The sequence below is a fragment of the Streptomyces sp. NPDC014764 genome, assembly GCF_043082785.1.
In the GTDB taxonomy this organism is placed as follows: domain Bacteria; phylum Actinomycetota; class Actinomycetes; order Streptomycetales; family Streptomycetaceae; genus Streptomyces; species Streptomyces althioticus.
In genome coordinates this window covers 53,725-79,255 of the sequence record NZ_JBIBXY010000003.1, presented here as the reverse complement: position 1 = coordinate 79,255, position 25,531 = coordinate 53,725, and the positions used below count along the sequence as shown (strand labels likewise).

Here is a 25,531-nt window from a genome sequence, read left to right as displayed (position 1 = left end):
TTTTGGTCGCCCGCCCTTCACCCACGCACCAGCAGGAGCCCAAGATGTTCGAGGCCGTCGAGGAACTCGTCGCCGAGCACGCCGACCTGGAGAAGAAGCTCGCCGACCCGTCGGTCCACGCCGACCAGGCCAACGCGCGCAAGCTGAACAAGCGCTACGCCGAACTCACCCCGATCGTCGCCACGTACCGCTCCTGGAAGCAGACCGGCGACGACATCGGGGCCGCGCGCGAACTGGCGGCCGACGACCCGGACTTCGCCGCCGAGGTCAAGGACCTCGAGCAGCAGCGCGAGGAACTCACCGAGAAGCTGCGGCTGCTGCTGGTCCCGCGCGACCCCAGCGACGACAAGGACGTCATCCTCGAGATCAAGGCGGGCGCCGGCGGCGACGAGTCCGCCCTGTTCGCCGGCGACCTGCTGCGCATGTACCTGCGCTACGCCGAGCGCGTCGGCTGGAAGACCGAGATCATCGACGCCACCGAGTCCGAGCTGGGCGGCTACAAGGACGTCCAGGTCGCGGTGAAGACCCGCGGGCAGACCGAGCCCGGCCAGGGCGTGTGGGCCCGGCTGAAGTACGAGGGCGGCGTGCACCGCGTGCAGCGCGTGCCGGCCACCGAGTCGCAGGGCCGCATCCACACCTCCGCCGCGGGCGTCCTGGTGACCCCGGAGGCCGAGGAGGTCGACGTGGAGATCAACCCCAACGACCTGCGCATCGACGTCTACCGCTCCTCCGGCCCGGGCGGGCAGTCGGTGAACACCACCGACTCCGCCGTGCGCATCACGCACATCCCGACCGGCGTCGTCGCCTCCTGCCAGAACGAGAAGAGCCAGCTGCAGAACAAGGAGCAGGCACTGCGTATCCTGCGCTCCAGGCTCCTCGCCATGGCCCAGGAGGAGGCGGAGCGCGAGGCCGCCGACGCCCGCCGCAGCCAGGTCCGCACCGTCGACCGCTCCGAGAAGATCCGTACGTACAACTACCCGGAGAACCGCATCTCCGACCACCGCGTCGGCTTCAAGGCGTACAACCTGGACCAGGTCCTGGACGGCGACCTCGACGCGGTGATCCAGGCCTGCGTCGACGCGGACTCGGCCGCCAAGCTCGCCGCCGCCTAAGCACCCGAAGACAGTCCGGAGGACCAGCGTGCAGCAACACATTGGGGGGCGACCCCCGAACCCCCGCGGCGTGCTGCTCGCCGAGGTGGCCCAGGCCACCCAGCGGCTCGCCGACGCGGGCGTGCCCTCGCCGCGCACCGACGCGGAGGAGCTCGCCGCGTTCGTGCACGGCGTCAAGCGCGGCGAGCTGCACACGGTCAAGGACGCCGACTTCGACGCCCGGTACTGGGAGGTCATCGCCCGCCGTGAGGCCCGCGAGCCGCTCCAGCACATCACCGGACGGGCGTACTTCCGCTACCTGGAGCTCCAGGTGGGCCCCGGTGTCTTCGTGCCCCGCCCGGAGACCGAGTCGGTGGTCGGCTGGGCCATAGACGCGGTGCGCGCCATGGACGTGGTCGAGCCGTGCATCGTCGACCTGTGCACCGGCTCCGGCGCGATCGCCCTCGCGCTCGCCCAGGAGGTCCCCCGGTCCCGCGTGTACGCCGTGGAGCTGTCCGAGGACGCCCTCAGGTGGACCCGGAAGAACATGGAGGGGTCCAGGGTCGAACTGCGCCAGGGAGACGCCCTGACGGCCTTCCCGGACCTCGACGGCCAGGTCGACCTGGTCGTCTCCAACCCGCCGTACATCCCCCTCACCGAGTGGGAGTACGTCGCCCCCGAGGCCCGCGACTACGACCCCGAGCTGGCCCTGTTCTCCGGCGAGGACGGCCTCGAACTGATCCGCGGCCTGGAGCGCACCGCGCACCGGCTGCTGCGCCCCGGCGGCGTGGTCGTCGTCGAGCACGCCGACACCCAGGGCGGGCAGGTGCCGTGGATCTTCGCCGAGGACCGGGGCTGGACCGACGCGGCCGACCACCCCGACCTGAACAACCGCCCCCGGTTCGCCACCGCACGCAAGGCGCTGCCGTGACCGGACCGGCGCATACTTCTTCCCCCCAGCAGCACGTGTACGAGGAGGCCCGCTAAATGGCTCGGCGATACGACACCAACGACGCGACCGACCGCGTGACCGGTCTGCGCGAGGCCGCGTCCGCAGTGCGCCGGGGCGAGCTCGTGGTGCTGCCGACGGACACCGTGTACGGCATCGGCGCCGACGCCTTCACCTCGGAAGCCGTCGCCGACCTGCTCCAGGCCAAGGGCCGCGGCCGCAACATGCCCACGCCCGTCCTCATCGGCTCCCCGAACACCCTGCACGGTCTGGTGACGGACTTCTCCGAGATGGCCTGGGAACTGGTCGACGCGTTCTGGCCGGGCGCGCTGACCCTGGTCGCCCGTCACCAGCCGTCCCTCCAGTGGGACCTCGGCGACACCCGCGGCACGGTCGCGGTGCGCATGCCGCTGCACCCGGTCGCCATCGAGCTGCTCACCGAGGTCGGCCCGATGGCCGTGTCCTCCGCCAATCTCACCGGCCACCCGGCGCCGGAGAACTGCGACGCCGCGCAGGAGATGCTCGGCGACTCCGTCTCCGTCTACCTCGACGGCGGCCCCACGCCGGGCAACGTGCCCTCCTCCATCGTCGACGTCACCCGCCCGGTGCCCGTGCTGCTGCGCGAGGGCGCCCTCTCGGCCGACGAGCTGCGCAAGGTGGTACCCGATCTCGAGGTGGCGAATTGACGGCCCCTGAGGCGGGGCGTGGCATAGGCAACGGGGAACGAGCCGCGGAGATCACCACCACCTTCGTAGGGCTCCCGCGTGACACCTTCCGGATCCTCCACGTCAGCACCGGAAACGTGTGCCGCTCGCCCATCACCGAGCGGCTGACCCGGCATTTCGTGCACCAGCGCCTGGGTGTCCTGGGCGGCGGGCTGATCGTCGAGAGCGCCGGCACCTGGGGCCACGAGGGCGCCCCGATGGAGGCGCACGCGGAGACCGTGCTGGCGGAGTACGGCGCGGACGTCTCCGGCTTCACCGGCCGGGAGCTGCTCGACGAGCACGTCATCCGCGCCGACCTCGTGCTGACCGCGACACGCGACCACCGCGCCCAGGTCATTTCCATGGGCCACTCGGCGGGGCTGCGCACCTTCACGCTGAAGGAGTTCACCCGCCTGGTGAACGCGATCGACCCGGCCACCCTGCCGCCTCTGGAGGACGGCCTGGTCATGCGCGCCCGCGCCCTGGTCCGCGCGTCCGCCGCGCTGCGCGGCTGGCTGCTGGCGCCCACGGCCGAGGCGGACGAGGTCCATGACCCGTACGGCGCCCCGCTGTCCTTCTTCCGCTCCATCGGCGACGAGATACACCAGGCGCTGGACCCCGTGGTCACGGCGCTGACCGGAGTGCCCGCACGGACCTGAGCGCCCGGCGGCGCCCGCGGGAGGGTTGCAAGAACTCGGGCGTACCGGGACGGGCGGGCCTACATTGGTCGTACGTCAGTGCCGACGTCCGGGAGTCCACCATGACGGTCACCCCTGCGCGCGAGGCCGATGTCCTGCGCCGCCAGGACCCCGAGCTCGCCGAGGTGCTGCTCGGGGAGCGCGAGCGGCAGGCGACCACGCTCCAGCTGATCGCCGCCGAGAACTTCATGTCGCCCGCGGTGCTGGCGGCCCTGGGCTCTCCGCTGGCCAACAAGTACGCCGAGGGATACCCGGGCAACCGGCACCACGGCGGCTGCGAGATCGTCGACGTGGCCGAACGGCTCGCCGTGGACCGCGCCAAGGCGCTGTTCGGCGCCGAACACGCCAACGTCCAGGCGCACTCCGGCTCCTCGGCGGTGCTCGCCGCCTACGCCGCCCTGCTGCGCCCCGGCGACACGGTCCTCGCCCTCGGCCTGCCCTACGGCGGCCACCTCACCCATGGCTCGCCGGCCAACTTCTCCGGCCGCTGGTTCGACTTCGTCGGCTACGGGGTGGACGCGGAGAGCGGCCGGATCGACCACGAGCAGGTCCGCGCCCTGGCCCGCACCCACCGCCCCAAGGCGATCGTGTGCGGGTCCATCTCCTATCCGCGCCACATCGACTACGCCTTCTTCCGTGAGGTCGCCGACGACGTGGGCGCCTACCTGATCGCGGACGCGGCGCACCCCATGGGCCTGATCGCCGGGGGAGCGGCGCCGAGCCCGGTGCCGTACGCGGACATCGTCTGCGCGACCACGCACAAGGTGCTGCGGGGGCCGCGCGGCGGGATGCTGCTGTGCGGCACGGAGCTGGCCGAGCGGGTGGACCGTGCGGTGTTCCCCTTCACCCAGGGCGGGGCGCAGATGCACACCATCGCCGCCAAGGCGGTCGCCTTCGGGGAGGCGGCGACCCCGGCCTTCGCGGCGTACGCCCACCAGGTGGTGACCAACGCGCGGGCGCTGGCCGCCGCCCTCGCCGCCGAGGGGCTCGTCGTCACCACGGGCGGCACCGACACCCACCTGATCACCGCCGACCCGGCCCCGCTCGGCGTCGACGGGCGAACCGCGCGCGGCCTGCTGGCGGCGGCGGGCATGGTTCTCGACTGCTGTGCGCTGCCGCGCGAGGACGACCGGGGGCTGCGGCTGGGCACCGCGGCCGTGACCACGCAGGGCATGGGTACCCGGGAGATGACGCTGGTCGCCGGGGTGCTGGCGAGCGTGCTGCGCGGCGGCACGGACGCGGCACGGGCCCGGGAGGACGTCCGCGACCTGGTGGCGGCCTTCCCGCCGTACCCGCGCTGAGCCGCCCCGGCCGCTTCACGGGCCCGTCCGTGCAACCATCGTCACCACCCGGCAGTCCCCACTGGTATCCGCCCCTCGCTAGGGTGTGGGGCTGTGAAGGCCAGCGAGATCTGTGGGGAAGCCCGTGCGTGAATACCTGCTGACGCTCTGCATCACGGCCGCGGTGACGTACCTCCTGACGGGACCGGTGCGGAAGTTCGCGATCGTGGCGGGGGCGATGCCGGAGATCCGGGCACGTGACGTGCACCGGGAGCCCACTCCGCGGCTCGGCGGGATCGCGATGTTCTTCGGCCTGTGCGCGGGTCTGCTGGTCGCCGACCATCTGACCAACCTCAACACGCTCTTCGAGAAGTCCAACGAGCCGCGGGCGCTGCTCTCCGGGGCCGCGCTGATCTGGCTGATCGGCGTCCTGGACGACAAGTTCGAGATCGACGCGCTGATCAAGCTGGGCGGGCAGATGATCGCCGCCGGCGTGATGGTCATGCAGGGTCTGACGATCCTGTGGCTGCCGATCCCGGGTGTCGGCTCGGTCGCGCTCACCCAGTGGCAGGGCACGCTCCTCACCGTCGCGCTGGTGGTCATCACCATCAACGCGGTCAACTTCGTCGACGGCCTGGACGGTCTCGCGGCCGGCATGGTGTGCATCGCGGCGGCGGCGTTCTTCCTGTACGCGTACCGCATCTGGTACTCGTACGGCATCGAGGCGGCCGCCCCGGCGACGCTGTTCGCAGCGATCCTGATGGGCATGTGCCTGGGCTTCCTGCCGCACAACATGCATCCGGCGCGGATCTTCATGGGCGACTCCGGATCGATGCTCATCGGGCTGGTGCTGGCGGCCGGCGCGATCTCCGTGACCGGGCAGGTGGACCCGGACGCGCTGAAGCTGTTCGCCGGTTCGGAGAAGGAGGCCGTGCACCAGACGGTGCCGGTGTACATCCCGCTGCTGCTGCCGCTGACCATCATCGCGGTGCCGGCCGCCGACCTGATCCTGGCGATCGTGCGCCGCACCTGGCGCGGTCAGTCGCCGTTCGCCGCGGACCGGGGGCATCTGCACCACCGGCTGCTGGAGATCGGGCACTCGCACAGCAGGGCGGTGCTGATCATGTACTTCTGGTCGGCGCTGATCGCCTTCGGCGCGCTGGCGTACTCGGTGAACTCGGCGTCGATGTGGATCGTGCTGAGTGTGGTCTTCCTCTCGACGATCGGTCTGGTGCTGCTTCTGCTGCCGCGCTTCACCCCGCGCGCCCCGCGCTGGGCCGAGGCGTTCGTGCCGCCGCGCTACCGGCGCGGGAGCGCAGGGAAGCCCGACGTGCCGGAGACCGCCGGGGCCGCCGCGGAGGCGGGCGCACAGCCCGTGGAGGGGGCCCAGGAGGCCGCCGCGGGGGACCGGACGCCGGTGGCGGCCGGTGTCTCCGGTGTCAACGGCGCGAGTGCCGTGGGACCCCGCGCACGCCTGGCCGACCGGTCACGGGCAAGGTAAGAATTCGACTAGAGCATTGCCAAGTCGTGGGGGACCTATGGGGCGGAGTTGGGTGCATCAACCGCCCCAATATCAGACATAGGGGCCCCGGTGCCCGCTCGCACGCGCGCGTTCCCCCTCATGTGTGACTCCGAGCACACGATTCAGGTAAAGACTGCATCAAATAGTTTGTGATACCGTTCACGAGTCCCCGGAAAGAGCCGACGAGCCGCCCTCTGACGGCTCACCGGTGCGGTGAAATCGCACCCGGCCCGGGGGTTTACGCTCGTCCATGACGACACCACCCCCTGTGAATTGCGGAGTTGCCGCCATGCCGTCCAATGACGTCCGGATCCTGGCCCAGGCCGCCGTGCCCACGGCTGCCGTCGGAGCCGTTGCCGCGCTCGTCAGTGGCCTGACGGTCGGCGGCAAGGGAGCAGTCGGCGCGATCGTCGCCACCGTCGTGGTCGTCCTCTTCATGGGCATCGGCCTCTACGTCCTGCAGCGCACCGCCAAGTCGCTTCCTCACCTGTTCCAGGCGATGGGGCTGATGCTCTACGCGGCGCAGATCCTGCTTCTGTTCGTCTTCCTGGCCGTGTTCAAGAACACCACGCTGTTCCACCCCAAGGCCTTCGCGATCACGCTCGTCGCCGGCACGCTCGCGTGGATCGCGGCGCAGACGCGAGCCCACATGAAGTCCAAGATTCTCTACGTCGAACCCGAGTCGACGACGGACACGAAGTCCGAAAAATCGGGGCACTCGTCGTGACGGGTAGGGCCGGGATAAAGAGGCATGCAAGACCCTGCTATCGTCCGGTGCCAACTGCGGCATCGCGGGCGCGGGCATCCCTGCTGACGCCTGCTCAATCGCGAGGCGAGATGCCCCCCAGCCGCCCCCACATCCGTAACACCAGTCCCGTGCCGAACCGCGGCTCAGCGCCGCGCCGACACAACGAGGTTGCCGTACCTATGCGCCACGCTGAAGGAGCCCGCGGTGAGTGCTGACCCGACGCAGGTGCTCGCCTTCGACACCAACTGCCACCTCTTCGACGGGTGTGGCTTCGCCGACGTGTCCCCGGGCCTGCACTCGTTCCTGTTCCAGCCCCTGTGGGGCGACGGAGACAGCAACCTGTACTTCAACAAGACGATGCTCCTGGCGCTCCTCGGCTCGGTGATCATCATCGGCTTCTTCTGGGCCGCCTTCCGCCGTCCGCAGGTGGTGCCGGGCAAGCTCCAGATGGTCGCGGAGGCCGGTTACGACTTCATCCGCCGCGGCGTCGTCTACGAGACGATCGGCAAGAAGGAGGGCGAGAAGTACGTTCCCTTCGTCGTCTCCCTCTTCTTCTTCGTCTGGATGATGAACCTCTGGTCGATCATTCCGGTCGCCCAGTTCCCGGTCACGTCGATCATCTCGTACCCGCTGGTCCTCGCCCTGGTCGTCTACATCACCTGGGTCGTGCTGACGTTCAAGCGGCAGGGCTTCGTCGGCTTCTGGAAGAACGTCACCGGCTACGACAAGTCGCTCGGCCCGGTGCTTCCGCTGGCCATGCTGATCGAGCTCTTCTCGAACCTGCTGATCCGGCCGTTCACCCACGCCGTGCGACTCTTCGCGAACATGTTCGCCGGGCACACCCTGCTGCTGCTGTTCACGATCGCCACCTGGTACATGCTGAACGGCATCGGGATCGCCTACGCGGGTGTCTCGTTCGTGATGGTCATCGTGATGACCGCCTTCGAGCTGTTCATCCAGGCCCTCCAGGCGTACGTGTTCGTGCTGCTGACCTGCACGTACATCCAGGGCGCCATGGCCGAGCACCACTGAGCCCACCGCCCTCCACCTCCACAGATCGTCCGGTGGCCAACCCCCACCGGTCCGTAAAGAAAAGGAAGAACTGGCATGTCTGCGACCCTTGCTGCTGTCGAAGGCTCCCTCGGCTCCATCGGTTACGGCCTCGCCGCGATCGGCCCGGGCGTCGGCGTCGGCATCATCTTCGGTAACGGCACCCAGGCGCTGGCCCGCCAGCCCGAGGCCGCCGGCCTGATCCGTGCCAACCAGATCCTCGGCTTCGCCTTCTGTGAGGCGCTCGCCCTCATCGGTCTGGTCATGCCGTTCGTCTACGGCTACTGAGCCACCAGACCAGTCCAGCCGACTAGACGAAAGGCACTCACATGAGCCAGCTGCTCATCGCGGCGAGCGAGGGGGAGAACCCTCTCGTCCCGCCGATCCCTGAGCTTGTCATCGGCCTGCTCGCCTTCGTCATCGTCTTCGGCTTCCTCGCCAAGAAGCTCCTCCCGAACATCAACAAGGTTCTGGAAGAGCGTCGCGAGGCCATCGAGGGCGGTATCGAGAAGGCCGAGGCCGCCCAGACCGAGGCCCAGAGCGTCCTGGAGCAGTACAAGGCCCAGCTCGCCGAGGCCCGGCACGAGGCCGCGCGTCTGCGCCAGGAGGCGCAGGAGCAGGGCGCCACGCTCATCGCCGAGATGCGCGCGGAAGGCCAGCGGCAGCGCGAGGAGATCGTCGCCGCCGGTCACGCCCAGATCGAGGCCGACCGCAAGGCCGCCGCGTCCGCGCTGCGCCAGGACGTCGGCAAGCTCGCCACCGAACTGGCCGGCAAGCTCGTCGGCGAGTCCCTCGAGGACCACGCCCGGCAGAGCCGCGTGATCGACCGCTTCCTCGACGAGCTCGACCAGAAGGCCGAGGCCGCACGATGAACGGAGCGAGCCGCGACGCCCTGGCAGCCGCACGCGAGCGTCTCGACGCGCTGACGGACTCCACGTCCACGGACGCCGGCTCGCTCGCCGGTGAGCTGGCCGCCGTCACCGCGCTGCTCCACCGCGAGGTGTCGCTGCGTCGGGTCCTCACCGACCCGGCGCAGGCCGGTGACGCCAAGGCCGACCTGGCCCGGCGCCTCCTCGGCTCGCAGGTCAGCGGCCCGGCCGCCGACCTGGTGGCCGGCATGGTGCGCTCCCGCTGGTCGCAGTCCCGCGACCTGGTGGACGCACTGGAGGAGCTGGCGAACACCGCCGACCTCTCCGCCGCCCAGAAGGCCGGTGCGCTCGACGACGTCGAGGACGAGCTGTTCCGGTTCGGCCGGATCGTCTCCTCCAGCACCGAGCTGCGCGCCGCGCTCACCAACCGCAGCGCGCCCGCCTCCTCCAAGAGCGAGCTGCTGCGCAGCCTGCTCGGCGGCAGGGCGAACGCGGCCACCGAGCGTCTGGTGACGCGACTGGTCACCGCGCCGCGTGGACGTAGCCTGGAGGCGGGACTCGAATCCCTGTCCAAGCTCGCCGCCGACCGCCGGGACCGCATGGTGGCCGTGGTCACCTCCGCGGTACCGCTGAGCGACGGCCAGAAGCAGCGCCTGGGCGACGCCCTAGCGAAGCTGTACGGCCGGCGGATGCACCTCAACCTCGACGTCGACCCCGCGGTCGTCGGCGGGATCCGGGTGCAGGTCGGTGACGAGGTCATCAACGGCTCCCTGGCGGACCGGCTCGAGGACGCGAGCCGCCGGCTGGCGAGCTAGGCACCACATTCTTCATAAGCAGTAAGCAGTAAGCAGTACGCACTTACGGCCCTGGTTGGGCCGTGAAGAGGATTCACCTCATATTGGGGGGAGTCCCCATACCCCCCAAGTGAAACTTCGGGCCCAACAAGGAGAGCAGGGAACTCAGATGGCGGAGCTCACGATCCGGCCGGAGGAGATCCGGGACGCGCTGGAGAACTTCGTCCAGTCGTACAAGCCGGACGCGGCCTCGCGCGAGGAGGTCGGTACGGTCACCCTGGCCGGTGACGGCATCGCGAAGGTCGAGGGCCTGCCCTCGGCCATGGCCAACGAGCTGCTGAAGTTCGAGGACGGCACCCTCGGCCTCGCCCTCAACCTCGAGGAGCGCGAGATCGGTGCCATCGTCCTCGGTGAGTTCAGCGGCATCGAGGAGGGCCAGCCGGTCACCCGCACCGGCGAGGTGCTGTCCGTCGCCGTCGGCGAGGGCTACCTCGGCCGTGTGGTCGACCCGCTCGGCAACCCGATCGACGGCCTCGGCGAGATCGAGACCGAGGGCCGCCGCGCCCTCGAACTGCAGGCCCCCACGGTCATGCAGCGCAAGTCGGTGCACGAGCCGATGGAGACGGGCTACAAGGCCGTCGACGCCATGACCCCGATCGGCCGTGGTCAGCGTCAGCTGATCATCGGCGACCGTCAGACCGGCAAGACCGCGCTGGCCGTCGACACGATCATCAACCAGCGTGACAACTGGCGCTCCGGCGACCCGAAGAAGCAGGTCCGCTGCATCTACGTCGCCATCGGCCAGAAGGGCTCCACCATCGCGTCGGTCCGCCGCGCGCTGGAGGAGAACGGCGCGCTGGAGTACACGACCATCGTCGCCGCCCCGGCGTCCGACCCGGCCGGCTTCAAGTACCTGGCGCCGTACACCGGCTCGGCCATCGGCCAGCAGTGGATGTACGAGGGCAAGCACGTCCTGATCATCTTCGACGACCTGTCGAAGCAGGCCGACGCCTACCGCGCCGTGTCGCTGCTGCTGCGCCGCCCGCCGGGCCGTGAGGCCTACCCGGGTGACGTCTTCTACCTGCACTCCCGTCTGCTGGAGCGCTGCGCGAAGCTGTCCGACGAGATGGGCGCCGGCTCGATGACCGGTCTGCCGATCGTCGAGACGAAGGCCAACGACGTCTCGGCGTTCATCCCGACCAACGTCATCTCCATCACCGACGGCCAGTGCTTCCTGGAGTCTGACCTCTTCAACGCCGGTCAGCGCCCCGCGCTGAACGTCGGTATCTCCGTCTCCCGAGTCGGTGGTTCCGCGCAGCACAAGGCGATGAAGCAGGTCTCCGGCCGTCTGCGCGTGGACCTCGCCCAGTTCCGTGAGCTGGAGGCGTTCGCCGCCTTCGGTTCCGACCTGGACGCCGCGTCGAAGGCGCAGCTGGAGCGCGGTCAGCGCATGGTCGAGCTGCTGAAGCAGGACCAGTACCAGCCGATGTCGACCGAGGACCAGGTCGTCTCCGTCTGGGCCGGCACCACCGGCAAGATGGACGAGGTGCCGGTCGCTGACATCCGCCGCTTCGAGAAGGAGCTCCTGGAGTACCTGCACCGCAAGGAGCAGGGCCTCATGACCTCCATCCGCGAGGGCGGCAAGATGTCGGACGACACCCTGCAGGCCGTGGCCGACGCGATCGCCGAGTTCAAGAAGCAGTTCGAGACGAGCGACGGCAAGCTGCTCGGCGAGGACGCCCCGTCCGCCGCCAAGTGACGTAAGGAAGGGACCTGACTCATGGGAGCTCAGCTCCGGGTCTACAAGCGTCGCATCCGATCCGTCACCGCGACCAAGAAGATCACCAAGGCGATGGAGATGATCGCCGCCTCGCGCGTCGTCAAGGCGCAGCGCAAGGTGGCGGCCTCCACGCCGTACGCGCAGGAACTCACCCGCGCGGTCACGGCGGTCGGAACCGGGTCGAACACCATGCACCCGCTCACCACGGAGGCGGACAACCCGACCCGTGCCGCGGTCCTGCTCCTCACGAGCGACCGCGGTCTGGCCGGCGCCTTCAACGCCAACGCCATCAAGGCGGCGGAGCAGCTGACCGAGCGCCTCGAGCGCGAGGGCAAGCAGGTCGACACGTACATCGTCGGCCGGCGCGGTGTGGCCCATTACAACTTCCGTGAGCGCAAGATCGCGGAGACGTTCACCGGCTTCACCGACGAGCCCTCGTACGCGGACGCCAAGAAGGTCGCGGCGCCGCTGATCGAGGCCATCCAGTCGGAGACGGCGGACGGCGGCGTGGACGAACTCCACATCGTCTACACCGAGTTCGTCTCGATGATGACGCAGACGGCGGTCGGCTCCCGGCTGCTGCCGCTGCGCCTCGAGGAAGCGGCCACGGAGACCGCCGGCAAGGGCGAGATCCTTCCGCTGTACGACTTCGAGCCCTCGGCGGAGGACGTCCTCGACGCGCTGCTGCCGCGGTACGTGGAGAGCCGGATCTACAACGCGCTGCTCCAGTCGGCCGCTTCGAAGCACGCCGCCACGCGGCGCGCGATGAAGTCGGCCACCGACAACGCGGGCGAGCTGATCAACACGCTCTCCCGTCTTGCCAACGCGGCCCGCCAGGCCGAAATCACCCAGGAAATCAGCGAGATCGTCGGTGGCGCCAGTGCCCTGGCCGACGCGACCGCGGGGAGTGACAACTAATGACCACCACTGTTGAGACCGCGACGGCTACGGGCCGCGTCGCCCGGGTCATCGGCCCGGTCGTCGACGTGGAGTTCCCCGTCGACGCCATGCCGGAGATCTACAACGCTCTGCACGTCCAGGTCGCCGACCCGGCCAAGGAGGGCGAGCTCAAGACGCTGACCCTCGAGGTCGCGCAGCACCTGGGTGACGGCCTGGTCCGCACCATCTCCATGCAGCCCACCGACGGTCTGGTCCGCCAGGCCCCGGTGACCGACACGGGCGCCTCCATCTCCGTGCCGGTCGGCGACTTCACCACCGGCAAGGTGTTCAACACCCTCGGTGAGGTGCTGAACACCGACGAGGAGTACACGGGCGAGCGCTGGCCGATCCACCGCAAGGCGCCGAACTTCGACGAGCTCGAGTCGAAGACCGAGATGTTCGAGACCGGCGTCAAGGTCATCGACCTGCTGACCCCGTACGTCAAGGGCGGCAAGATCGGTCTGTTCGGCGGCGCCGGCGTCGGCAAGACGGTGCTCATCCAGGAGATGATCTACCGCGTCGCCAACAACCACGACGGTGTGTCGGTGTTCGCCGGTGTCGGTGAGCGCACCCGTGAGGGCAACGACCTCATCGACGAGATGAGCGAGTCGGGCGTCATCGACAAGACCGCGCTGGTCTTCGGCCAGATGGACGAGCCCCCGGGCACCCGTCTGCGCGTGGCCCTGGCCGGTCTGACCATGGCGGAGTACTTCCGCGATGTGCAGAAGCAGGACGTGCTGTTCTTCATCGACAACATCTTCCGCTTCACCCAGGCCGGTTCCGAGGTGTCGACCCTGCTCGGCCGTATGCCCTCCGCGGTGGGCTACCAGCCGAACCTGGCCGACGAGATGGGTCTCCTCCAGGAGCGCATCACCTCGACCCGTGGTCACTCGATCACCTCGATGCAGGCGATCTACGTCCCCGCGGACGACCTGACCGACCCGGCCCCGGCCACCACCTTCGCCCACCTCGACGCGACGACGGTGCTCTCCCGTCCGATCTCGGAGAAGGGCATCTACCCGGCCGTGGACCCGCTGGACTCGACGTCCCGGATCCTGGACCCGCGCTACATCGCGCAGGACCACTACAACGCGGCCATGCGCGTGAAGAACATCCTGCAGAAGTACAAGGACCTGCAGGACATCATCGCGATCCTCGGTATCGACGAGCTCGGCGAGGAGGACAAGCTCGTCGTCCACCGTGCCCGTCGCGTGGAGCGCTTCCTGTCCCAGAACACCCACGTCGCCAAGCAGTTCACCGGCGTCGACGGGTCGGACGTCCCGCTGGACGAGTCGATCGCGGCCTTCAACGCGATCTGCGACGGCGAGTACGACCACTTCCCGGAGCAGGCGTTCTTCATGTGCGGTGGCATCGAGGACCTGAAGAAGAACGCGAAGGAGCTGGGCGTCTCCTGACCCCCGCGCTCTGAAGTGAGCCGAACGGCTCACCCTTGAGGGGGCGGGCACGTCCCGCCCCCTCTGCCACGCCCACTAGACTTGTAACCAACACCCGGCACTACCGCCGGGTGGTGACCCGAGGAGCCACCTTGGCTGCTGAGCTGCACGTCGCGCTGGTCGCGGCCGACCGAGAGGTCTGGTCCGGCGAGGCCACCCTGGTCGTCGCGCGCACCACGTCCGGCGACATCGGCGTCATGCCCGGTCACCAGCCGCTGCTCGGTGTGCTGGAGTCGGGCCCGGTGACCATCCGCACGCCCGAGGGCGGGACGGTCGTCGCCGCGGTGCACGGCGGATTCATCTCGTTCGCGGACGACAAGCTGTCGCTGCTGGCCGAGATCGCCGAGCTGTCGGACGAGATCGACGTCCAGCGCGTGGAGCAGGAGCTCGCCCGCGCGAAGGCGGAGGACGACGCAGAGGCCCAGCGTGCCGCGGACGTCCGTCTGCGGGCGGCGACGGCGGGGCGCTGATCCCGACACGGTGAGATGACGTCACTCAGCCGCGGCCGGCACCGGAGCGATCCGGAGCCGGTCGCGGCTGAGGCAGATCTGGATGATTTTTCCGTTCCGTTACCTAGGAGACGAGGAGGTCGGTGCCGATGGTCCTCGCTCTGACTGTGTGCGGAATCGTTGTGGCCCTCGTGGTGGTGGGGCTCTTCGTCTTCGGCCTGCGGCGCCGGCTCATCCAGCGGTCGGGCGGCACCTTCGACTGCAGCCTGCGCTGGGACGCGCCCGAGAAGGGCGACGCCGGCGGCAAGGGCTGGGCGTACGGGGTGGCACGCTACAACGGCGACCGGGTCGAGTGGTTCCGGGTCTTCTCCTACGCCCCCCGTCCGCGCCGTGTGCTGGAGCGCTCCGCGATCGAGGTGGCCGGCCGCCGCGTCCCGGAGGGCGAGGAGGAGCTGGCGCTGCTGTCCGACGCGGTGATCCTCGCCTGTCTCCACCGGGGCACGCGTCTGGAGCTCGCGATGAGCGAGGACGCGCTGACCGGTTTCCTCGCCTGGCTGGAGGCGGCGCCTCCGGGGCAGCGGGTGAACGTCGCGTAGCGGCGTTCAGGGCACCGCTGGATGGGGGTACCCCCGGCAGCGAAGCTGTTGGGGGAGGGTGAACGTCGCGTAGCGGCGTTCAGGGCACCGCTGGATGGGGGCACCCCCGGCAGCGATGCTGTTGGGGGAGGGTGAACGTCGCCTGATCCGCCGCTGACGCACATCGCCCCTCCTCCCGGCCGGGAGGAGGGGCGATCGCGTGTGCCGGGCGAGCGTTACTTCAGTCCGGCGTCGACGGCGGAGGCCAGCTCACCGTTGGCGGTGTCGCCGCTGAACTCCCAGTAGAAGGCGCCGCCGAGGCCCTGGGACTTGGCCCACGCCATCTTGGAGTTGATGGTGGCGGGGGTGTCGTAGGACCACCAGTTGCTGCCGCAGTGGGCGTACGCGGTGCCGGCGATGGTGCCGGTGGCCGGGCAGCTGTTCTTGAGGACCTTGTAGTCCTCGATGCCCGCCTCGTAGGTGCCGGGCGCGGCGCCCGTCGCGGTGCCGCCGGGGGCGGACTGGGTGACTCCGGTCCAGCCGCGGCCGTAGAAGCCGATGCCGAGCAGCAGCTTCTTGGACGGGACGCCCTTGGCCTTCAGCTTGGCGATGGCGTCGGCCGAGTTGAAGCCGGCCTGCGGGATGCCCGGGTACGACGTCAGCGGCGAGTGCGGGGCCGTCGGACCCTGCGCGTTGAAGGCGCCGAAGTAGTCGTAGGTCATCACGTTGTACCAGTCGAGGTACTGGGCGGCGCCGCCGTAGTCGGCCGCGTCGATCTTGCCGCCGTTGGAGCCGTCGGCGGTGATGGCCGCGGTGACCAGGTAGTTCGGGCCGAACTCGTTGCGCAGCGCCTGGGAGAGGTTCTTGAACGCCGCCGGGCCGGAGCTGTCACAGGTCAGGCCGCAGGCGTTCGGGTACTCCCAGTCGATGTCGATGCCGTCGAAGACATCGGCCCAGCGCGGGTCCTCCACGACCTGCTTGCAGGACCGGGCGAACGCGGCGGGGTTCTGCGCGGCCTGGCCGAAGCCGCCGGAGTAGGTCCAGCCGCCGAAGGAGTACAGCACCTTGATGTGCGGGTACTTCGCCTTCAGCTGGCGCAGCTGGTTGAAGTTGCCGCGCAGCGGCTGGTCCCAGGTGTCGGCCTGGCCGCTGACCGACTGGTCGGCGGTGTAGGCCTTGTCGTAGGCGGCGTACGTGTCGTCGACGGTGCACTGCCCGTTCTTCACGTTGCCGAAGGCGTAGTTGATGTGGGTGATCTTCGAGGCGGTGCCCGAGGTCACCAGGTTCTTGACGTGGTAGTTGCGGCCGTAGACGCCCCACTCGGTGAAGTAGCCGAGCTTGACCTTGTCGCCGGTGGGCGGCTCGGTGGTGCCTCCGGTGGTGCGCACCGCGCGGGCCCCGCTGACCGGGCCGAGCTGGTCGGCGGTGTCGCGGGCCTGGACGGTGTACGAGTAGTCGGTGCCGGCGGTGAGACCGGTGTCCGTGTACGAGGCGGCGGTCACGGTGGCGACCTTGGCGCCGTCGCGCAGCACGTCGTAGTTCTTGACGCCCTTGTCGTCGGTGGCCGCGCTCCAGGACAGCTTCACCGAGGTGTTGGTGATGTCCGAGGCGGTCGGGGTGCCGGGGGCGCTGGGCGGGTTGTCACCGGGGTTGGTGGAGCCGCCGTCGCAGCTGCCGCCGTTGAGCTTGCAGTTGGCGGGGGAGCCGGAGCCGGCGCCGTTGAAGCCGAAGCTGACGGAGGCGCCGGGGGCGAGGGTGCCGTTCCAGGACTTGTTCTTCGCGGTCCAGTGGGTGCCGGAGGAGGTGACGTCCGCGTCCCAGGCGGAGGTGACCGAGGTGCCGGCGGGGAAGTCCCACTCGACGGTCCAGGAGCTGAGGCTGGTGGTGCCGGTGTTCTTGACGGTCCACTTGCCCTCGAAGCCGGAGCCCCAGTCCTGGGTCTTGACGTAGGTCGCGGTCGCCGACGTCGCCGCCTGGGCGGGGTTCGCGAGGCCGACGAGGCCGGCGAAGGGGAGCACGAGGGTCGCGATTCCGGCCGCGACTCTGTGTCTGAAGCGCATGCCGCGCCTCCTTCTGGGGGATGGGGGCACGACTGAGCCTTCGTGCCCACGGTGCGGCGAGAATAGAAAGGTCTGGACCACGGGTCAATAGGTCTGGACCACCGTGCGCGACTCTTTCGCCTTTAAACCTTCACGGCGTCTTCAGATGCCCAACTCCTGGGCCAGAACGGCGGCTTGCACCCGGCTTCGCAGCTCCAGCTTCCCCAGCAGGCGGCTGACGTGCGTCTTCACCGTGGCCTCGGCCATGTCCAGGCGCTCCGCGATGGCGGCGTTGGACAGCCCCTCCCCGAGGCACGACAGCACCTCCCGTTCCCGCCGGGTGAGCGCGTCCAGCACCGACGGGTCCGCCGCCACCGGCCGGGCGGGCTTGGCGGCGAACTCGGCGATCAGCCGCCGCGTCACCGCCGGGGCGACGATCCCCTCCCCGCGCGCCACCGTGCGCACCGCCGCGATCAGGTCCTTCGCCTCGGTGTTCTTCAGCAGGAATCCGGCCGCCCCGGCCCGCAGCGCCCCGAACACGTACTCGTCCAGGTCGAAGGTGGTCAGCACCAGCACGTCCGCGAGGTTCTCCCCGACCACCTTCCGGGTCGCCGAGACCCCGTCCAGGCGCGGCATCTGCACGTCCATCAGCACGACGTCCGGGCGCAGTTCCCGGGCGAGCGCCACCGCCTGCTCGCCGTCGGCCGCCTCGCCCACCACCTCGACGTCCGGCGCGCTGCGCAGGATCAGTACCAGTCCCGCGCGCACGGCGGACTGGTCCTCGGCGACCAGGACCCGGATCATCACGCTTCTCCTTGCTCGACGTCGGTGACCGGAAGGGTGGCACGCACCACCCACTGCTTGCCCTCGGGGCCGCCGACCGGGCCCGCTTCGAAGGAACCGTCCAGCAGGGCCGTCCGCTCGCGCATCCCGACCAGACCTGCCCCCGAGCCTGGCGCGCGGGGGCCGTCGCGGTCGCCGTAAGGGCTGGTCACGCGGATCTCCAGGGCGTCGGGCGAGCGGCGCAGGGACACGCTCACCCGGCCGGGAGCGGCATGCTTGAGCGCGTTGGTCAGCGACTCCTGCACGATCCGGTACGCGGCCAGCTCCACCGGCGCGGGCACGGCGCCGGGCTCGGCCTCCAGGGCGACGTCGAGGCCGTTGGCGCGGGCGTTGTCGACCAGCCCGCCGAGTCCGTCGAGGGTCGGGGTGGCGGCAGGCTCGCGGTCGTCGGCGCCGTCGCGCAGGATGCCGATGAGCCGTCGCATTTCGGACAGACCTTGGACGCTGTTCTCCCGGATCACGGCGAGCGCGTCCTTCGAGGTCGCCGGGTCGTCCAGGGAGAGCGCGGCGGTGGAGTGGATGGCGATCGCGGAGAGGTGGTTGGCGACCAGGTCGTGCAACTCCCGCGCCATGCGCGAGCGTTCCGCGGTGACCGCCTGGACCCGGTCCATCTCCGCCAGCAGCGCGGTCTGTTCGGCTTGGAGCCGGGCGGCGTCGGCGGCGTCCCGGTGGTTGCGCACGATCAGACCGGTCGACGCCGGCGCGAAGGTCACCGCGCCGACCACCAGACCGATCAGCAGTGCCTCGGGCACCCGCAACACCGCGTACGGCACCAGCATCCCGGCCAGCGTCAGCACCCCGGTGATCCACGGCAGCCGGCGGGCGGTCGCGGGGGAGCCGTAGACCACGGCCGCGTACATCAGGTCGGTGTACATCACGATCGTCGCGATGCTGCCCTGGGTCATGACGTCCCCGGCCAGCGCCAGCGTGCCGACGGCCACCGCGGTGCGCGGGGCGGTGCGCCGCAGCAGCTCGCAGCACGCCGTCACGCCGAGCGGCACCAGCAGCGCCCACCGGCCGTCGAACAGCACGAGCGGGTCGCTGTCCGGTCGCACGCCCAGCCCGAACGCCCACAGCAGCAGCCCGCCGAGCAGCCCGGCGAGCGCGGCGGCCACGTCGAAGCGGGGCGGGCGGAGGGGTCGTACGGCCATGGATCCCATCCAACACGGTGGGCGCGGCGTGCGCCTGATCCCCGAGGCCGGTCCTGCACTGCATCTTTCGATGTACCGCGGATTCGTCGGCGGCGACGACGCGCCCGCCCGGTCCGCACGGAAGCCTGGAAGGGTGACCGAGAGGAGCGAACCGTGATCGTCGCCTTGATCATCGCCTGCGAGATCGGGTTCTGGGTGCTGCTGGCGGCCGGACTGGCCTTCCGCTACCTGCTGCGGATGCCGCGCACCGGACTGGCGCTGCTGCTGTGCGAGCCGGTGCTGGAGGTCGTGCTGCTCGTCGCCACCGCGTGGGACCTGAAGAACGGCGCCGAGCCGGACTGGACCCACGGGCTGGCCGCGCTCTACATCGGGTACACGGTGGGCCACGGCCACCGCACCGTGAAGTGGCTCGACGGTCACGCGGCGCACCGGCTCGACGGCCGCCCGCTGGTGCGGCCGCCGCGCTACGGCCTGGCCCGCGCCCGGCACGAGACCAAGGTCTGGCTGGGCACGCTGATCGCCGCCGCCGTGGCGACAGCGCTGCTCCAACTCGCCATCTGGTACGTCGGCGACCCGGGCCGCGTGACTTCCCTGGAGTCCTGGCGCGCCACCGCCTGGCGCGCGGCCGGCATCCACGGCCTGATCGCCCTCACCTACTGGCTGTGGCCCAAGAAGACCCCGGCGGACGCCGCCGGCCGCGAGCGGGTGGGCCGGTGAGGCGGGCGGCCGGGCACTGCGCCACGGGCGCGGGCACGGTGCTCGGCGGCCTCGCCCTGTGGCGCTGGACCCAGGGGGTGGAGCTGCCGGTGATCTCGCTGCCCAAGGCGGGCGTCGTGCTCATGTTCCTCGGCGGCACCGAGATCCTGCTGGGCCTCTTCCGGGCCGTGCGCCGGTAGGGCTCAGCGCTCGCCGCCCGGCACCCACAGGACGTCGCCCGTCTCCTTGTTGGCGATGCGGGCCAGGATGAAGAGCAGGTCCGACAGGCGGTTGAGGTAGGTCGCGGTGAGCGGGTTCATCGTCTCGCCGTGCGCGTCCAGCGCCGCCCACGTCGAGCGCTCCGCCCGGCGCACCACCGTGCACGCCTGGTGCAGCAGCGCCGCGCCCGGCGTGCCGCCCGGCAGGATGAACGAGCGCAGCTTCTCCAGCTGCTCGTTGAAGCGGTCGCAGTCCTCCTCGAGCCGGTCGACGTAGAACTGCTCGACCCGCAGCGGCGGGTACTTGGGGTCCTCCACCACCGGGGTCGACAGGTCGGCGCCCACGTCGAACAGGTCGTTCTGCACGCGGGTGAGGACCGCGACCACCTCGTCCGGAAGATCGCCGAGGGCGATCGCCGTGCCGATCACCGCGTTGGCCTCGTTGGAGTCCGCGTAGGCGGAGATCCGCAGATCGGTCTTGGCGACCCGGCTCATGTCCCCGAGGTGCGTGGTGCCCTTGTCGCCGGTCCGCGTGTAGATGCGTGTCAGATTGACCATGAGGTCAGCCTAGTGACGCACCGGCGGCACGGGGCGCCCGTGTGCGCACTGTCACGGTGCGGGGGGCGGCGTCAGCAGCAGCACCATCAGGCCCTGCACCCGGGCACCGTCCGGCGCGTCCCACGCCCCGGTGACGTGGCCCGCCGTGCCCGGCTCGGCCTGCGGGGCGCCGTCCGGGGCGGGGTGCGGGGTGCGCAGCACGCGCAGCACCGTGCCGTCCGGCGCGGTCAGCTCGGTGTGCTCCTCGGCGTCCTCGACCGCCGGGAACTCCGCCGGCACCGGGCCCTCGCCCGCCAGGGCGCGGCCCACCTCACGGTCGGGGGTGTGGCTCTCGTTCTGCGCCTGCGGCTCCGCGCGGCCCTCGACCAGCGCCGCCAACTCGGCGACGGCCACCGGGTCGTGACAGCCGTCGTAGATCCAGCGGCGGCCCAGGACCCCGTGCTCGGCGGTGCCGACGAGAGCCGCGTCCGCCCCGTCGAGCGGTGCGGCGCGGTAGGTGAGCGGCACCAGGTAGTCGACCGGGGCGTCGCCCGACTCGTCCCGGACCAGCATGAACTCGATGCCGACCTCGCCCGCGGGGTCGTCGAGCCGGAAACCGCCCGCCTTGCTCAGCTTCGGTTCCTGGGGACCGCCGCGGTACCAGGGCCGGGTGGGCAGCCAGCCGGCCAGCAGCTCCAGCTTGGTCGGCTCGAGGGTGGTGCGGTGGATGACGGACATGCCGGGGGTTCTCCTTCGACGGGCGGACACACCGGCCCCCACCCTCGCACCGGCGGCGCTCCCACGCGACGGCTTTCCCCGGACCACCGGCCCGCGCGGCCGTACCGGCCCTCGGGACGGCGGGAACCCGTGACCTGACGCACCGTCGGCTCCCGCCGCGTCTGCCGCCGGTGTGATGTCCGTCATGTGAGACGTGACGCGCGTTACTTACCGGTCACAGGGCTCCCCGTGAACGCTAATGTCCGCTCCTGGAGAACATGGACAGCGCGTATCAGGGGAGTCGCACAGTGGCACGCAAGCTCGCCGTCATCGGGGCCGGTCTCATGGGGTCCGGCATCGCCCAGGTCTCCGCACAGGCGGGCTGGGAGGTCGTCCTGCGCGACGTCACCGACGAGGCGCTGACGCGGGGCACGGACGGGATCAAGGCGTCGTACGACAAGTTCGTCGCCAAGGGGAAGCTCGAGGCGGAGGACGCCGAGGCCGCCCTCGGCCGGATCACCACGACCACCGATCTCGACGCCTGCGCGGACGCGGACGTCGTCGTCGAGGCCGTCTTCGAGAAGCTCGAGGTCAAGCACGAGATCTTCCGCACGCTCGACAAGCTCGTACGCGAGGACACCGTCCTCGCCTCCAACACCTCGGCCATCCCGATCACCAAGATCGCGGCCGTCACGGAGCGCCCCGAGCGGGTCGTCGGCACGCACTTCTTCTCGCCGGTGCCGATGATGCAGCTCTGCGAGCTGGTCCGCGGCTACAAGACCAGCGGCGAAACCCTGGCCAGGGCGCGGGAGTTCGCCGAGTCCGTCGGCAAGACCTGCATCGTCGTCAACCGCGACGTCGCCGGCTTCGTCACCACCCGTCTCATCTGCGCCCTCGTCGTCGAGGCCGCCAAGCTGTACGAGTCGGGCGTGGCCAGCGCCGAGGACATCGACCTCGCCTGCAAGCTGGGCTTCGGCCATGCCATGGGCCCGCTGGCCACCGCCGACCTCACCGGCGTGGACATCCTGCTGCACGCCACGGGCAACATCTACACGGAGTCGCAGGACGAGAAGTTCGCGGCACCCGAGCTGATGCGCCGGATGGTTGACGCCGGTGACATCGGGCGCAAGAGCGGGCAGGGCTTCTACGAGCACTGAGACCGCGCACACCCCGGCGTGCATCACACGCCGGGGTGAATTCGGTATCGGTTCGCTCACAGCCAGCAACCTCCGCGGCCGTCACGCAGTCAGAGGTTGCAACACCGGCCGTCAGGACACCGCGGAGCACACCACGCATCACGGGGAGCGCATATGCACATCAGGGGCGACCACGCCGAGCTGGTCGTCGGGGGCCGCCTCGACGTCCGCAGCGCGGCGGACGCCCGTACGGTCCTGCACTCGGCCGTCGACGACGGAGTCGGCGACCTGGTGCTGGACCTGTCCGAACTGGACTCCTGGGACGCCACCGGACTCGGGGTGATCATGGGGGCCCACCGACGGGCCGGCCGCTGCGGCCGGCGCCTGGTGCTGCGCGACGTGCCGCCGCAGATGCAGCGCCTGTTGGTGGCCACCCGGCTGCACCGCATCCTGGCGATCGAGGGGGGCATCGGGGTGGACACACTGCCCCGCGTGTAAGGGCGTACGGGTGCACGACGGACGAGCCGGAGAAGCGGGGCCCACACCCGCGAACCCCGCGCCGCGCGCACAATCCTCACGAGACCGTGACCAGTCGGACGCCCTGGCACCCCGGACTGTCGTGGATACTGACCGAAGGTTTAGGGTTCGGCTGCCCGCTGCCTTGCAACCCTCGAGCGGGCCCGGACCAGAAGCGACAGCGCGGTGTGCAGCGAGGCCGGGGAGGGCTTCAGCCACGACGCTTTTGGGGGGCTAGGACCTATGGACCCGAACCACACGGGACCCGAGGAGTACGGCCACGGCGGCGACACGCCGCGCCAGCGCCCTCCCAGGGAACCCCTCACCTCCGACTTCGGACAGCACACGCCCGTGCCCGCCCGCACGGTCCAGCTCGTCTCCGGGGACTTCCTGCTGACCGTCAATCCCGTCGACGGCAGCGAGATCGAGCCCTGCCCGCCCGCCGAGCGGCCCGCCCGCCCCGGCAAGCTCACCGAGTCCGAACGCGCCGAGGTGGAGCGCGCCGCCGCCCCGCCCGTCCCCCCGGGCCCGGCGCAGCCCGCGCTGCCCCTGCTGGCCCGCCAGGACGAGCGGGAGACGCTGGTGAGGCTGCTCGCCCGCGGCCGCTCCGTGCGTCTCGTCGGCCCCGGCGGCTCCGGCCGCACCCGGATGCTCGACGTCGTCGCCGAGGACTGCGCCGACCTCGCGCCCGACGGTGTGGTCCGCCTCGACGGCCACCGCCGCACCGCCGACGACCTCCTCCACGACCTCTTCCACGCTGTCTTCGACGCGCCCCTGCACCGACCCGACCGGGACGAACTGCTCGAGAGCGTCCGCGAGATCGGCGCCGTCGTCGTCCTGGACGACCTCGAGTTCGGCGGGGCCGCCCTCGACGAGCTGCTGGACGCCACCCCCGAGTGCGCCTTCCTGTTCGCCGCCGCCCCGGAGGTGGCCGACCCCTCCGCCGACGCCGGCGTGGAGGACGTCGAGCTGTCCGGCCTCGACCGCGCGGCCGGCCTCGACCTGCTCGGGCACGCCGTCGGCCGCACCCTCACCGAGGAGGAGGCCACCTGGGCGGGCGACCTGTGGTTCGAGTCCGAGGGACTGCCGCTGCGCTTCGTCCAGGCGGGCGCCCTGCTGCGGCAGCGCGACCGGCTGCGGGCCGGCACCAGCGCCGTCGACGAGTTCGGCGTCTTCGAGGACGTACGGACCGACGAGGCGCCCTACGACCCCGCCGACGGCGACGACGTCCCGCTGCCCTCCCTCGGCGAGGCCGCCGCGCCCGCACCGCTGCTCGCCTCCCGGCTCAGCGCCTCCGCCCGCGCCACCCTGCGGTTCGCCGTCGCGCTCGGCGGCGAGGTGCCGCACCAGGCGCACCTGCCCGCCCTGGTGGGCGACACCCACGCCGACGCCGCCCTCGGCGAACTGGTCTCCTGCGGACTGGTGTCCCCGGTCGGCGCCCGCTACCGGCTCGCCGCGGGCGTCCCCGCCCAGCTGGAGGCCGCCGGGTACACCGACGACGCCGACGCCCGCATCCGCGAGGCCGCGCAGCACTACGCCTGGTGGACCGGGCACCCCTCGGTCACCCCGGAGCGCGTCTGCGCCGAGTCCGACGCGGTCCTCGCCGCGCTCACCGCCCTGTCGCCGCTCGCCGCCGACACCGCCGACGAGCCCGGCACGGCCGTGCGGCTCGCCCGCACCGCCGCTCCCGCCTTCGCCTCCGGGCTGCACTGGAGCGCCTGGGAGCGGGCGCTGCGGGCCGGCGCGGAGGCCGCCCGCATCGCCGGGGACGTGGGTGAACAGGCCTACTTCCACCACGAGCTGGGCATCCACGCGCTGTGCGCGGGACAGCTCGACCGGGCGCGCGCCGAGCTGGAGGCGTCCATCGGCCTGCGCGGCGCCCTCGCCGACAAGCGCGGCACGGTCGCGGGCCGCAGGGCGCTGGCCCTCGTCGCCGACCGCTCCGGCGTGCCGCTGGCCATCGCGCCGACCGCGGCGGAGGAGATGCCCGAGGCGCACGTCGAGGAGTCGGCGTCCCCGCCCCGCGGGGTGCCGATGGCCTTCCCCGACCTCCAGCCGCCCGCCGACACCGGTCTGGTCGTCACCGGCTCCGTGCCGGCCGCGACGGTCCCGCAGCGGACCAAGGACCGCGTCCCGGGCGGGCTCAAAGGGCTCGCCAGGCGGAACCTGGTCGCGGCGGGGGCGGGCGCGCTGCTCGTCGCCGTCCTCGGCACCGTCGTCACCCTCGGAGCCACGTCCGGCAACGACCCCGCGTCGCCCTCCGAGAACGTCGGCGTCAACCCGTCCGCCAGCCAGGGCCCGGACGACGGCGACCTCGACGCGGACCCGGCGGCCGGCAACAAGGGCGACACCGGGAAGGCCACCAGCCGCCCCACCGACCCCGGTCCCGACGGCACGCTCGGCACCGCCGACGACCCGCCGCCGACGTCCACGGAGTCCGACGAGCCGTCGGACGACGAGACGCGCACGGAGGAGCCGGACGAGCCGACGAGGCCGACGTCGCCGGGCACCACGCCGGCCAAGCCGACCAAGTCGCCGAAGCCGACCACCTCCACGTCGCCCGACCCGACCGGCTCGGAGACCGAGGAGCCCACGGAGGAGCCCACGGAGGAGCCCACGGAGACGGACCCGTCCACCGGCGAGCCGAGCACCAGCAACTCCGCCAGCGGTCCCGCCTCCTCCGCCCCCGTGGAGACCTCCGCGAGCGCCACGCAGAGCACGGATCAGGCCTCGCCCGAGGAGTCGGAGACGATGATCTGACCCGCCGGACGCACCA

At 71.0% G+C, this 25,531-nt stretch carries 26 protein-coding genes; 21 read left to right on the top strand and 5 right to left on the bottom strand.

From position 1 onward, the window contains the following. Nucleotides 1-44 precede the first annotated feature (44 nt). The 16 genes from prfA (at nt 45) to ACF1AG_RS09030 (ending at nt 14,923) form a co-directional block, all read left to right on the top strand. Nucleotides 45-1,112, top strand: coding sequence for a peptide chain release factor 1 (prfA, locus tag ACF1AG_RS09105; RefSeq protein WP_359599089.1), 1,068 nt, complete (start codon nt 45-47; stop codon nt 1,110-1,112). 70 nt (nt 1,113-1,182) lie between these two features. Continuing rightward, nucleotides 1,183-2,022, top strand: coding sequence for a peptide chain release factor N(5)-glutamine methyltransferase (gene prmC / locus ACF1AG_RS09100; protein WP_233226695.1), 840 nt, complete (start codon nt 1,183-1,185; stop codon nt 2,020-2,022). Nucleotides 2,023-2,078: 56 nt separating this feature from the next. Continuing rightward, nucleotides 2,079-2,726 (top strand): L-threonylcarbamoyladenylate synthase, encoded by a 648-nt coding sequence (locus tag ACF1AG_RS09095; RefSeq protein WP_359599091.1) that lies wholly within the window; start codon nt 2,079-2,081, stop codon nt 2,724-2,726. After that, nucleotides 2,723-3,403: a protein-tyrosine-phosphatase gene (locus tag ACF1AG_RS09090; RefSeq protein ID WP_359749215.1), complete on the top strand. Its 681-nt coding sequence runs from the start codon at nt 2,723-2,725 to the stop codon at nt 3,401-3,403. The genes ACF1AG_RS09095 and ACF1AG_RS09090 overlap by 4 nt, the downstream gene beginning before the upstream one ends. A 101-nt stretch (nt 3,404-3,504) precedes the next feature. Continuing rightward, on the top strand, nt 3,505-4,743 hold the full coding sequence (gene glyA, locus ACF1AG_RS09085) for a serine hydroxymethyltransferase (RefSeq protein WP_391809551.1): 1,239 nt from the start codon (nt 3,505-3,507) through the stop codon (nt 4,741-4,743). A 124-nt stretch (nt 4,744-4,867) separates the two neighbouring features. Beyond that, on the top strand, nt 4,868-6,223 hold the full coding sequence (locus ACF1AG_RS09080; RefSeq protein WP_391809550.1) for an MraY family glycosyltransferase: 1,356 nt from the start codon (nt 4,868-4,870) through the stop codon (nt 6,221-6,223). A 310-nt stretch (nt 6,224-6,533) separates the two neighbouring features. Continuing rightward, entirely contained in the window at nt 6,534-6,971 is a 438-nt protein-coding gene (locus ACF1AG_RS09075) for a hypothetical protein (RefSeq protein ID WP_359599097.1), read from the top strand. A gap of 225 nt (nt 6,972-7,196) precedes the next feature. Beyond that, nucleotides 7,197-8,024, top strand: a complete 828-nt coding sequence (atpB, locus tag ACF1AG_RS09070) for a F0F1 ATP synthase subunit A (RefSeq protein WP_359599099.1) — start codon at nt 7,197-7,199, stop codon at nt 8,022-8,024. Between the two features lie 75 nt (nt 8,025-8,099). Continuing rightward, nucleotides 8,100-8,330, top strand: coding sequence for an ATP synthase F0 subunit C (gene atpE, locus ACF1AG_RS09065; protein WP_006130155.1), 231 nt, complete (start codon nt 8,100-8,102; stop codon nt 8,328-8,330). Between the two features lie 41 nt (nt 8,331-8,371). After that, nucleotides 8,372-8,914, top strand: coding sequence for a F0F1 ATP synthase subunit B (locus ACF1AG_RS09060; protein ID WP_048459222.1), 543 nt, complete (start codon nt 8,372-8,374; stop codon nt 8,912-8,914). Continuing rightward, on the top strand, nt 8,911-9,726 hold the full coding sequence (locus tag ACF1AG_RS09055) for a F0F1 ATP synthase subunit delta (protein WP_359599101.1): 816 nt from the start codon (nt 8,911-8,913) through the stop codon (nt 9,724-9,726). The genes ACF1AG_RS09060 and ACF1AG_RS09055 overlap by 4 nt, the downstream gene beginning before the upstream one ends. Before the next feature lie 148 nt (nt 9,727-9,874). Continuing rightward, nucleotides 9,875-11,464 (top strand): F0F1 ATP synthase subunit alpha, encoded by a 1,590-nt coding sequence (atpA, locus tag ACF1AG_RS09050; protein ID WP_359599103.1) that lies wholly within the window; start codon nt 9,875-9,877, stop codon nt 11,462-11,464. Between the two features lie 21 nt (nt 11,465-11,485). Then, a complete protein-coding gene (locus ACF1AG_RS09045; RefSeq protein ID WP_391809549.1) occupies nt 11,486-12,403 on the top strand; it encodes a F0F1 ATP synthase subunit gamma in 918 nt (305 codons plus the stop codon). Further along, nucleotides 12,403-13,839, top strand: coding sequence for a F0F1 ATP synthase subunit beta (gene atpD / locus ACF1AG_RS09040; RefSeq protein WP_215211545.1), 1,437 nt, complete (start codon nt 12,403-12,405; stop codon nt 13,837-13,839). The genes ACF1AG_RS09045 and atpD overlap by 1 nt, the downstream gene beginning before the upstream one ends. A gap of 131 nt (nt 13,840-13,970) precedes the next feature. Beyond that, nucleotides 13,971-14,348 carry a F0F1 ATP synthase subunit epsilon gene (locus ACF1AG_RS09035; RefSeq protein ID WP_033275518.1) on the top strand — a complete coding sequence of 126 codons (378 nt, stop codon included), beginning with the start codon at nt 13,971-13,973 and terminating at the stop codon, nt 14,346-14,348. 128 nt (nt 14,349-14,476) lie between these two features. Continuing rightward, nucleotides 14,477-14,923: a DUF2550 domain-containing protein gene (locus ACF1AG_RS09030; RefSeq protein ID WP_279329966.1), complete on the top strand. Its 447-nt coding sequence runs from the start codon at nt 14,477-14,479 to the stop codon at nt 14,921-14,923. A gap of 215 nt (nt 14,924-15,138) precedes the next feature. Here ACF1AG_RS09030 and ACF1AG_RS09025 read toward each other — a convergent pair whose 3' ends face one another. The 3 genes from ACF1AG_RS09025 to ACF1AG_RS09015 all read right to left on the bottom strand — a co-directional run bounded on the left by ACF1AG_RS09025 (nt 15,139) and on the right by ACF1AG_RS09015 (nt 18,935). Continuing rightward, on the bottom strand, nt 15,139-16,962 hold the full coding sequence (locus tag ACF1AG_RS09025) for a glycoside hydrolase family 18 chitinase (RefSeq protein ID WP_359599106.1): 1,824 nt from the start codon (nt 16,960-16,962) through the stop codon (nt 15,139-15,141). 141 nt (nt 16,963-17,103) lie between these two features. Beyond that, the gene (locus ACF1AG_RS09020) at nt 17,104-17,745 is read right to left on the bottom strand and encodes a response regulator (protein WP_391809548.1); all 642 of its coding nucleotides are present in this window, start codon (nt 17,743-17,745) and stop codon (nt 17,104-17,106) included. Further along, a complete protein-coding gene (locus ACF1AG_RS09015) occupies nt 17,745-18,935 on the bottom strand; it encodes a histidine kinase (protein ID WP_359599110.1) in 1,191 nt (396 codons plus the stop codon). Before ACF1AG_RS09015 ends, ACF1AG_RS09020 begins: the two co-directional genes overlap by 1 nt. Nucleotides 18,936-19,088: 153 nt before the next feature. Here ACF1AG_RS09015 and ACF1AG_RS09010 point away from each other — a divergent pair, with 153 nt between their 5' ends. Continuing rightward, nucleotides 19,089-19,652 (top strand): hypothetical protein, encoded by a 564-nt coding sequence (locus ACF1AG_RS09010; RefSeq protein ID WP_391809547.1) that lies wholly within the window; start codon nt 19,089-19,091, stop codon nt 19,650-19,652. Further along, the gene (locus ACF1AG_RS09005; protein WP_391809546.1) at nt 19,649-19,831 is read left to right on the top strand and encodes a DUF5708 family protein; all 183 of its coding nucleotides are present in this window, start codon (nt 19,649-19,651) and stop codon (nt 19,829-19,831) included. The genes ACF1AG_RS09010 and ACF1AG_RS09005 overlap by 4 nt, the downstream gene beginning before the upstream one ends. A 3-nt stretch (nt 19,832-19,834) precedes the next feature. Here the strand turns inward: ACF1AG_RS09005 and ACF1AG_RS09000 are convergent, their stop codons facing one another. Continuing rightward, nucleotides 19,835-20,407 carry a cob(I)yrinic acid a,c-diamide adenosyltransferase gene (locus ACF1AG_RS09000; protein ID WP_163086965.1) on the bottom strand — a complete coding sequence of 191 codons (573 nt, stop codon included), beginning with the start codon at nt 20,405-20,407 and terminating at the stop codon, nt 19,835-19,837. Between the two features lie 51 nt (nt 20,408-20,458). Further along, nucleotides 20,459-21,124: a 1,4-alpha-glucan branching protein gene (locus tag ACF1AG_RS08995; protein ID WP_359599115.1), complete on the bottom strand. Its 666-nt coding sequence runs from the start codon at nt 21,122-21,124 to the stop codon at nt 20,459-20,461. A gap of 287 nt (nt 21,125-21,411) precedes the next feature. On the opposite strand from ACF1AG_RS08995, the gene ACF1AG_RS08990 reads away from it, so the two are divergent. The 3 genes from ACF1AG_RS08990 to ACF1AG_RS08980 all read left to right on the top strand — a co-directional run bounded on the left by ACF1AG_RS08990 (nt 21,412) and on the right by ACF1AG_RS08980 (nt 25,515). Further along, nucleotides 21,412-22,260: a 3-hydroxyacyl-CoA dehydrogenase family protein gene (locus ACF1AG_RS08990; RefSeq protein ID WP_359599117.1), complete on the top strand. Its 849-nt coding sequence runs from the start codon at nt 21,412-21,414 to the stop codon at nt 22,258-22,260. Nucleotides 22,261-22,413: 153 nt separating this feature from the next. Further along, the gene (locus ACF1AG_RS08985) at nt 22,414-22,737 is read left to right on the top strand and encodes an STAS domain-containing protein (protein ID WP_019524073.1); all 324 of its coding nucleotides are present in this window, start codon (nt 22,414-22,416) and stop codon (nt 22,735-22,737) included. 261 nt (nt 22,738-22,998) lie between these two features. Continuing rightward, nucleotides 22,999-25,515, top strand: coding sequence for an ATP-binding protein (locus tag ACF1AG_RS08980; protein ID WP_391809545.1), 2,517 nt, complete (start codon nt 22,999-23,001; stop codon nt 25,513-25,515). Nucleotides 25,516-25,531: the final 16 nt, after the last annotated feature.